Origin of the sequence: Agrobacterium vacciniicorymbosi, assembly GCF_040427045.1 — a bacterium.
In the GTDB taxonomy this organism is placed as follows: domain Bacteria; phylum Pseudomonadota; class Alphaproteobacteria; order Rhizobiales; family Rhizobiaceae; genus Agrobacterium.
In genome coordinates this window covers 37,912-46,154 of the sequence record NZ_JBETMF010000020.1, presented here as the reverse complement: position 1 = coordinate 46,154, position 8,243 = coordinate 37,912, and the positions used below count along the sequence as shown (strand labels likewise).

The 8,243-nt window shown below is 57.2% G+C and carries 7 protein-coding genes; all 7 read right to left on the bottom strand.

Annotation, left to right across the window (positions count from 1 at the left end; genetic code table 11):
- Positions 1 to 104: 104 nt before the first annotated feature.
- Positions 105 to 1,382 (bottom strand): L-fuconate dehydratase, encoded by a 1,278-nt coding sequence (locus ABUK73_RS22605; RefSeq protein ID WP_353579223.1) that lies wholly within the window; start codon positions 1,380 to 1,382, stop codon positions 105 to 107.
- Positions 1,383 to 1,440: 58 nt separating this feature from the next.
- On the bottom strand, positions 1,441 to 2,451 hold the full coding sequence (locus ABUK73_RS22600) for a zinc-binding alcohol dehydrogenase family protein (protein ID WP_353579222.1): 1,011 nt from the start codon (positions 2,449 to 2,451) through the stop codon (positions 1,441 to 1,443).
- A gap of 3 nt (positions 2,452 to 2,454) precedes the next feature.
- Positions 2,455 to 3,276, bottom strand: a complete 822-nt coding sequence (locus tag ABUK73_RS22595) for an amidohydrolase family protein (protein WP_353579221.1) — start codon at positions 3,274 to 3,276, stop codon at positions 2,455 to 2,457.
- Positions 3,273 to 4,292, bottom strand: a complete 1,020-nt coding sequence (locus ABUK73_RS22590) for an aldo/keto reductase (RefSeq protein ID WP_353579220.1) — start codon at positions 4,290 to 4,292, stop codon at positions 3,273 to 3,275. Before ABUK73_RS22590 ends, ABUK73_RS22595 begins: the two co-directional genes overlap by 4 nt.
- A 143-nt stretch (positions 4,293 to 4,435) precedes the next feature.
- Complete coding sequence (locus tag ABUK73_RS22585; protein WP_353579219.1) at positions 4,436 to 5,377, bottom strand: ABC transporter substrate-binding protein; 942 nt, start codon at positions 5,375 to 5,377, stop codon at positions 4,436 to 4,438.
- 124 nt (positions 5,378 to 5,501) lie between these two features.
- Positions 5,502 to 6,524, bottom strand: coding sequence for an ABC transporter permease (locus ABUK73_RS22580; RefSeq protein ID WP_113087391.1), 1,023 nt, complete (start codon positions 6,522 to 6,524; stop codon positions 5,502 to 5,504).
- The gene (locus ABUK73_RS22575; protein ID WP_353579218.1) at positions 6,514 to 8,088 is read right to left on the bottom strand and encodes a sugar ABC transporter ATP-binding protein; all 1,575 of its coding nucleotides are present in this window, start codon (positions 8,086 to 8,088) and stop codon (positions 6,514 to 6,516) included. The genes ABUK73_RS22580 and ABUK73_RS22575 overlap by 11 nt, the downstream gene beginning before the upstream one ends.
- Positions 8,089 to 8,243: the final 155 nt, after the last annotated feature.

The following is an 8,243-nucleotide window of genomic DNA, read 5'->3' as shown; positions in this document are numbered from 1 at the left end:
GCCGCAACCATGCGGAAAATTATCATAACTATAAACGCAAGGCTCAGAGACGACTTAATGCAACAGAGTTGATGACGTTTACGTCTAGAGGGTTTCCGCATTTTTCACCCCTTGAACGTATAGGCCTCAATCGACTCCTGCTTCATCTCAATCGAAAAACCCGCCATTTTCGGCGGCATGTAAGCGGCATCCCTGATGTCGCAGGGCTCGATGAAATGTTCGTGCAGATGGTCGACATATTCGATCACGCGACCGTCCTTAGTGCCTGATACGACCAGATAATCGATCATCGACAGATGCTGCACGTATTCGCAGAGACCAACGCCACCGGCATGCGGCCAGACGGGCAGGCCGTATTTTGCGGCGATCAGCAGCACGGCCAGCACTTCGTTGAGACCGCCCATGCGGCAGCTGTCGATCTGCACGACGTCTATCGCACCTCCGGCGATGAACTGCTTGAACATGATGCGGTTCTGGCACATTTCACCCGTCGCGACCTTGACCGAACCGATTGCCTTGCGGATTTTGCGATGGCCGGCAATATCGTCAGGGCTGGTCGGCTCTTCGATGAAAAAGGGCTTGGCGAAAGCGAGCTTGTTGACCCACTCGATGGCCTGATCGACCTCCCAGACCTGATTGGCATCGATCATCAGATACCGGTCGGGACCGATGACCTCGCGGGCGATGGTCAGGCGACGAATATCGTCTTCGAGATCGCGCCCCACCTTCATCTTCACATGGTTGAAACCGGCATCGATGGCTTCCTGGCACAGACGGCGCAGCTTCTCATCGCCGTACCCCAGCCAGCCAGCAGAGGTCGTATAGCAGGCGTAACCCTCGTTTTTGAGGATTTCGGTGCGCTCTGCTTTGCCGCTCTCGGCCTTTTTGAGAATGGTCAACGCATCGTCGCGCGTCAGAACATCGGTGAGATAGCGGTAATCGACGATATCCGCGATCTGCTCCGGGCTCATCTCGGCCACCAGTTGCCACACTGGCTTGCCCGCCTGTTTCGCCAGCAAATCCCAGACGGCATTGACGACCGCACCGGTGGCCAGATGCATCGCACCCTTATCCGGCCCGATCCAGCGGAGCTGGCTGTCGCTTGTCAGATGACGCCAGTATTTGCCCGGATTTTCGAGTACGGTGGAGAGATCGGTACCAACAACCAGATGCCGCATCGCTTCGATGGCCATGCAGCAGATGTCGTTGCCGCGCCCAATGGTGAAGGTCAGGCCATGGCCTTTCAATGCCGTGTCATCGGTATCGAGAATAACGTAAGCCGCCGAATAATCCGGGTCCGGGTTCATCGCATCCGAGCCATCAAGGCTCTGGGATGTGGGAAAACGCAGATCGAAAACGCGCAGGTCTGTGATTTTGGTCATGGCCGTTTACTCGCGGTCAGAGGTCATAAATTCGTTTCGTCAGGCTTTATCGAACGGCTCACGCCACTTCGACCATGCCCTTGATGACACCAGCCTTGGGATTGGTGAGATCGGCAAAGCGGGATGGAACATCGGCAAGCACCATGCGGTGGGTAATCAATGCCTCCGGCACTTTGCCAGCGCGCTGCGCTTCCAACACCGCCCGGAAATCCTCGAGCGTCGCGTTGCGGCTGCCCAGCAACGTGGTTTCGCGCTTGTGAAACTCCGGGTCGTTGAAGCTGATGTCGCTGGCGACGATGGAGACGAGAACGTAAGAGCCGCCATGGCCGACGAAGGAAAAGCCGCGTTCCATCGCTTTCGGATTGCCCGTGGCATCGAACACCACATCGAAGAAATCACCGCCGGTGATCTCCGAAAGCCTGTCCTTGTCACCCTCACCGAGTTGCACGATGTTAGAGACGCCAAGCTGCTCTTTGCAGAAATCGAGCCTGTCTTCGCGGCTGTCGATCATCGTCACCGCGCCGCCATTTAGAACCGCAAAGACGGCAACCGCCATGCCAATGGGACCGGCACCGACGATCAGAACCTGCTGACCTTTTTCCACCGCCGCGCGACGCACGGCATGAGCGCCTATGGCAAGAAACTCCGTCATCGCCGCCTGATCGAGACTGAGGCCATCCGCCTTCAGCACGAATTGCCGGGGAACGCTGAGATATTCCACCATGCCGCCATCGCGATGAACACCAAGAACGCCGATGTTGCGGCAGCAATTGCTCTTGCCCTTCAAGCAGGCATTGCACTTGCCGCAGGAAAGATAGGGAATGATGGTGACGACATCACCCTCGGCCAACCCACTGCCTTCAGGTGCCTCTTCGACCGTGCCAGACAGTTCGTGGCCCATGATGCGGGGATAGGAAAGGTAGGGCTGGTTGCCGGTGAAAATGTGCAAATCCGTGCCGCAGACACCGATGCGGCGAATGCGCACCAGAACCTCGCCCTCGGCGCGATGCGGCTTTGGCAATTCCTTTGCGGAAAGAAGCCCCGGTTTATCGCAAAAAATCGCCAGCATGGATCACCTGTCGGAAAGAGAATAGAAACGCACGGCATTGCCGCCAAAAATGGCTTCGTGATGGGGAGGGGGGATGATCTCGCGGCAGAAATCGAGCCACTGCTGATAATCGCCCGCCAAATGCAGAACCGGCCAGTCACTGCCGAAGATCACGTGGTCCGGCCCAAAGAGTTCAAGAATGGTTTCGGCGTAGGGTCGAACCGACTCCGGCTTCTGCTCACCGCGCTCCGTCAACAGGCCGGAAAGCTTGCAATGAACATTCGGCAGCTCTGCGAGTGCCGCCATGTCCCTACGCCAGTCGATGTAATGGCCTGTGGCAATCAATGGCTTTGCGCCATGGTCGATGACGATGGGAAGGGCCGGATAACGCGTCGCAAATGTGAGTAGATGCGGCAGATGCGGCGGTAGAACCAGCGCGTCAAAAACAAGACCATTGTTGATCAAGGCCATTACGGCAGGTTCGAGCGCCGGATCATCGATCCAGCCGATATCCGCGATATCCTGCAACATGGGTCGCACGGCCTTGAAGGCGTGGTGGGTAGCGCGGCGGGTGATCTGCGCAGGCGCATCCGCCGCTTTCATATCCACCCAGCCAACAACGCCTTTGATGAAACCATGCTGATCCGCAAGGTCCAACATGAAGTCGGTATCGGCAGCCGTCTCCATCGTCTGCACCAGCACCGTTCCGCTCACACCGGCCTTTTCCATCAGAGTCAGGAGATCATCCGGCAAGAAATCCCGGTAGATCGCCCCCAGGGAAGGCGGCGGCCACTGACCGGCGCGGTCCTTCAAAAGCCAGAAATGCTGATGGGCGTCGATGATCATGATGACACCTTGGCCCGCGGCACCGGTGCGCCCTCGGCAAGCAAGCCACGCACTTCCAGCTCAGACCAGAACCTTGAAGGAATATCCTGCTCGAACCATGCGATGTTGGAAGAAAGCTGTTCAGCATTGCGTGCGCCGGAGACCACAGTCACGCAGGCGGGGTGGGCAAGGGGAAACTGTAAGGCGGCGGCTTGCAAGGACACACCCAGTTCCTCGCAGACACTATGCAGCGAATCCACCCTGGCCAGAATCTCCGGCGGTGCATCCGCATAATTGAATTTGCGATTGCCGGCAAGAATACCGGAATTGAAGGCACCAGCAGCAACGATAGCGACACCGCGCTTTGCGCAATTGTTCATGAAATCCAGGCTTTCCTGCTCCAGCAGCGTATAGCGCCCGGCGAGCATGGCAACATCAATGTCGAAAATCTCCATCGTGTCGCGCACGACTTCCCACTCATTAACGCCCAGACCAACCGCACCCGTCGATCCCTCATCCCGCAGCTTTGCGAGCGCCTTGAAGCCACCACCGGTGGTCAACTGCTCCCAGTAATGCTGATGCTTATCGCCATGGGTCATGGGGCCGATGTCGTGAATGTAGAGAATATCAGGCTTCAGAATGCCAAGCCGCTGCTGGCTGGCCTCGAAAGATCGCAAAATGCCGTCATGGGAATAATCATAGACCGGGCGGAAGGGCAGGGGCGCGATATAGGCATCCTCTTCCGGACCCACCGTCGCGTCCGGCACCATGACGCGACCGACCTTGGTGCTGAGCGTATAATCCGCCCGCTCATGCTCCGTCACCATGGTTCCCAAGCGGCGCTCAGAGCGGGTGTAGCCGTAAAAAGGTGCAGTATCGAAATAACGTATGCCGTGCTCCCATGCCGTGTCGAAAGCACCTTTCGATTCCGCATAGGGCGTGACCCGGTAAAGATTACCCATCTGGGCGCAGCCAAGGCCCATCACGGTCACATCCACATCACGGCGGGGGATTTTACGTTTTTCGGAGACTTTCATCGCGGCACTTTCGAAAGCTAGCTCTTGGCAATTGGTGTTTTGGGACGTGATCCTCGGGTTTGTCCCGAGGATACATTTACGTCGCAAAAACCGAAAGGTTGGCAGATGCTCGGGACAGGCCCGAGCATGACGTCAAACGGACCTTAGTAAAGAACGTTCTTCGCTTCCGGCTTGTCGATATTGCCCTTGGTCACGACCACGACACCGGTATCGACGAACTTCTCGACCTTCTCCTTGTTAATGAGCTTGGTGACGGTTTCCACGCCCTTTTCGCCCATCTGGTAGGAGCCCTGCACCACGATGCCAGCAAGCGTGCCATCCTTGACGAAACCCTGAAGGTCCTGATTGCCGTCGAAGCCGATGGCCACGACCTTACCAGCCTTGCCGGATTGCGCCAGCGCGCGGCCAACACCAATCGCGGTCGGCTCATTGGCGCCGAAAATGCCCTTGAGGTCGGAATTGGCGGCCAGAACGTCAGTGGTCTGGTTCAGCGCCGTCGCCATCTGCGACTGCGAATAATAGGGGCCGACGATCTGAAGCTTGGAATTTGCCTTGATGTAATCGGTAAAGCCGCCGACGCGACCGATTTCCGAACCGGCACCGGCCACATAGGACATGACGGCGATCTGGCCTTCCTTGCCAACCTTGTCGATCAGAGCCTGTGCAGCCAGTTCGCCAGCCTTCTTGTTGTCTGTGGCGAGGAAGGACTGGTAATATTGCTCGGCACCCTTGGCGAGCTGCGAGTCAACGATCACCACCGGAATACGAGCTTCCCAGGCTTTCTTGACGGCAGGAACCAGCGCGTCCGGATCAGACGGCGCCAGAACGATTCCGGATACCTTACGGTTGACGGCGTTCTCAACCATGTTGACCTGATCGGCGATGGCCGATTCCGAAGCCGGGCCCTGGAAGGTCATGGTGTTGCCGGACGAACTCTTCATCGCGGCATCGGCACCTTTCTGCACGTTCTGCCAGAACGTGGAATTCACGGTCTTGACGATGACGGCGATTTCACCCGCCTGAACGGTCGATACGCTCCACAGCGCAATGGCCGAGGTCAAAAGTACGGTGGTCAGTTTCTTCATGTTTTCCTCCATTGTCCCGGCAAAGCGATATCTCCTCGTCGCCACCAGGTTATCCCGCGGATTGGGTCCGCACCCTCCCGCATGTCTTCCGCACCGGGAAGATCATGCGCCATTCGAAACTCCATCAGCGGCGGTTGCGCAGCTGGTCTATCCACACCGTGCCCAGAATGACGAGGCCGATGATGATCTGTTGCGTGAAGGCCGAAACGCCGTTCATGTTGAGGCCATTGCGCAAAATGCCGATGACGAAAGCACCAATCGCCGTGCCGGAAATGGTGCCGACGCCGCCAATCAGCGACGTGCCGCCGATCACGGCACTGGCAATCGCATCCAGCTCATACATCACGCCTTCGTTCGGCTGTGCCGTAACCAGGCGCGACATCAGCACACAGCCGGTGAGGCCCGCCAACGTACCCGACAGCACATAGGTAAAATTGGTGACGCGGGCGACATTGACGCCGGACAGGCGCGCGGCTTCCGCGTTCGAACCAACGGCATAGATATGACGGCCAAGCACAGAGCGGTTGAGCATGAAGGACACGGCAATCGCAATCACGATCATCAGGATGACCGGATAGGGAATGCCCGGAAAGACCACATTCGGAAAGCCGTCATCGCCAATGGTGACGATGCGAAACAAAGCGCCATTGCCCAGTTCACCGAAGGATTCGCCAAGACCGGAAACGGCACGCGCGCCAGTGATCTGCAAGGCGACGCCGCGCGCGATCAACATCATGCCAAGTGTGGCAATAAAGGGCGGCAGCTTGAAGCGGGTGACGAGCAGGCCGTTGATGAGGCCGCACAGAGATCCGGTCAGAATGCCGAAGAACATACCGACAGGCACCGGCATTCCCAACTCCTTCACCGCCAAGGCAGCAACCACACCGGCAAGCGCCAGCACCGAGCCCACGGAGAGATCGATGCCGCCGGTGATGATGACGCAGGTCGCACCGATGCCCAGAAGCGCAATCGACGTCACCTGAAGTGCAATCGTCATGGCGTTGTTGACGGTGAAGAAGGCGCTGCTGGTGGCGGAAAACACCATGGTCAGCACGACAAGACTGCCGAGGGCCGCAAATTTCTGAATGATGTCCTTCTGCCGGTCGCTGAAGGAAAAGCTCTTGGGCGCGTCTGCACTATCTGACATGTCTATCCCCGCTGCTATAGCCAGAGGCATAGCGCATGATTTCTTCCTGAGTGGTCTTGGCCGTTTCCACGATGCCGGTAATCGTGCCTTCATGGAACACGGCGATGCGGTCCGTCAGGCCCAGCACTTCCGGCAGTTCCGAACTGATGAGAATGACGCCGATGCCTTTGGCCGCAAGCTCGTCCATGATCTTGTAGATCGCAAATTTTGCACCGACATCGATGCCACGCGTAGGCTCATCGAAGAACAGAATGCGCGATTGGCGAAACAGCCATTTGCCGATGATGATTTTCTGCTGGTTGCCGCCGGATAGAAGCCGCACCGTCTGCTTGATCGAGGGCGTGCGGATGTTCAAAAGATCAACATAGCGGCGAGCGGCATCGTCGTGCTTTTTGAAATCGATGAGGCCAAAGCGGTTGGACACCTCGTCCATATTGGCCAGAGACGTATTGGCTGCCACCGACATCTTGACCGCGAGGCCATCGCTCTTCCGATCCTCCGAAAGATAGGCGATGCCTTCCGCGATCGCATCCTGCGGCGAGGTAATGGAAAGTTCGCGACCTTCGAAGGTGATCGTTCCTGCATCGAACGCATCAGCCCCGAAAATCGCCCGCGCCACTTCGGTACGACCGGCGCCCATCAACCCGGCAAAACCGAGAATTTCACCACGACGCAGATCGAAGCTGACATCATGAAACACGCCCTTGCGTGTCAGGCCCTTCACCGAGAAGATCACCTCATCCGTTGGTTTCGATGTTCTCTCGGGAAATTTTTCTTCCAGAGAACGGCCGACCATCCGGGTCACGATATCGTCCACGGTGATATCAGCAAAATTATCCGTCGAAATATAGCGGCCATCACGCAGCACCGTAACGCGGTCAACGATCTCAGCCATTTCATCCAGCCGGTGCGAAATATAGACGATGCCGACGCCAGAGGCTTTGAGATCGCGGATGACCTTGAACAGCAGCCGCGTTTCCTGTTCTGTTAACGAGGATGTCGGCTCATCCATGATGAGAACTTCAGCATCCAGCGACAGCGCCTTGGCAATTTCCACCATCTGAGACTGTGCAACGGAAAGGCCACGCACCATCTGATCGGGATTGAGATCAATGCCCAGCCGGTCGAGACAGCGTTTGGCATCCGCACGCAGCTTTTTGCGGTCGACCAGAAAACCCTTTCGGGGCTCGCGTGCCAGATAGATGTTTTCGGCAATGGTCAGATGCGGAACGAGGTTCAGTTCCTGATGGATGATGGCGATGCCAGCCGCTTCCGATTCCAGTGGCGAGGCGTACTGAACTTGTCGACCCTTGTGCAGAATCGTGCCGCTGGTGGGCTGATAGACGCCGCTGACGATTTTCATCAGCGTCGATTTTCCGGCGCCATTTTCACCGCAGACGGCATGAACCTCGCCCGACAGCAGATCAAACTGCACGTCGCTCAGCGCTTTGACGCCGGGAAATTCCTTGCTGATATTGTCAAGGCGAAGCAGGACGCGACCATGCTGACGCAGCGTGGCTCCGGTCGCGGAATCGTCCTGAATAACCGATGCGCCCTGCGACATCCCTCACATCCTCCCGGTAACGCCTCAACTCCACCCAAGGCGTTTCGAATAGGCGGAATGGTTAGGCCGCATTTTTATCTTGGTCAAGCCAATTTTGGGATATTGATGCAAGTGGCCTAATAAGCGAAATTCATAAATCGAAATAGATCAGTTAG

Coding starts and splice junctions, on each gene's coding strand:
- ABUK73_RS22605 (WP_353579223.1), bottom strand. CDS start 1,382: ATGACCAAAATCACAGACCTGCGCGTTTTCGATCTGCGTTTTCCCACA.
- ABUK73_RS22600 (WP_353579222.1), bottom strand. CDS start 2,451: ATGCTGGCGATTTTTTGCGATAAACCGGGGCTTCTTTCCGCAAAGGAA.
- ABUK73_RS22595 (WP_353579221.1), bottom strand. CDS start 3,276: ATGATCATCGACGCCCATCAGCATTTCTGGCTTTTGAAGGACCGCGCC.
- ABUK73_RS22590 (WP_353579220.1), bottom strand. CDS start 4,292: ATGAAAGTCTCCGAAAAACGTAAAATCCCCCGCCGTGATGTGGATGTG.
- ABUK73_RS22585 (WP_353579219.1), bottom strand. CDS start 5,377: ATGAAGAAACTGACCACCGTACTTTTGACCTCGGCCATTGCGCTGTGG.
- ABUK73_RS22580 (WP_113087391.1), bottom strand. CDS start 6,524: ATGTCAGATAGTGCAGACGCGCCCAAGAGCTTTTCCTTCAGCGACCGG.
- ABUK73_RS22575 (WP_353579218.1), bottom strand. CDS start 8,088: ATGTCGCAGGGCGCATCGGTTATTCAGGACGATTCCGCGACCGGAGCC.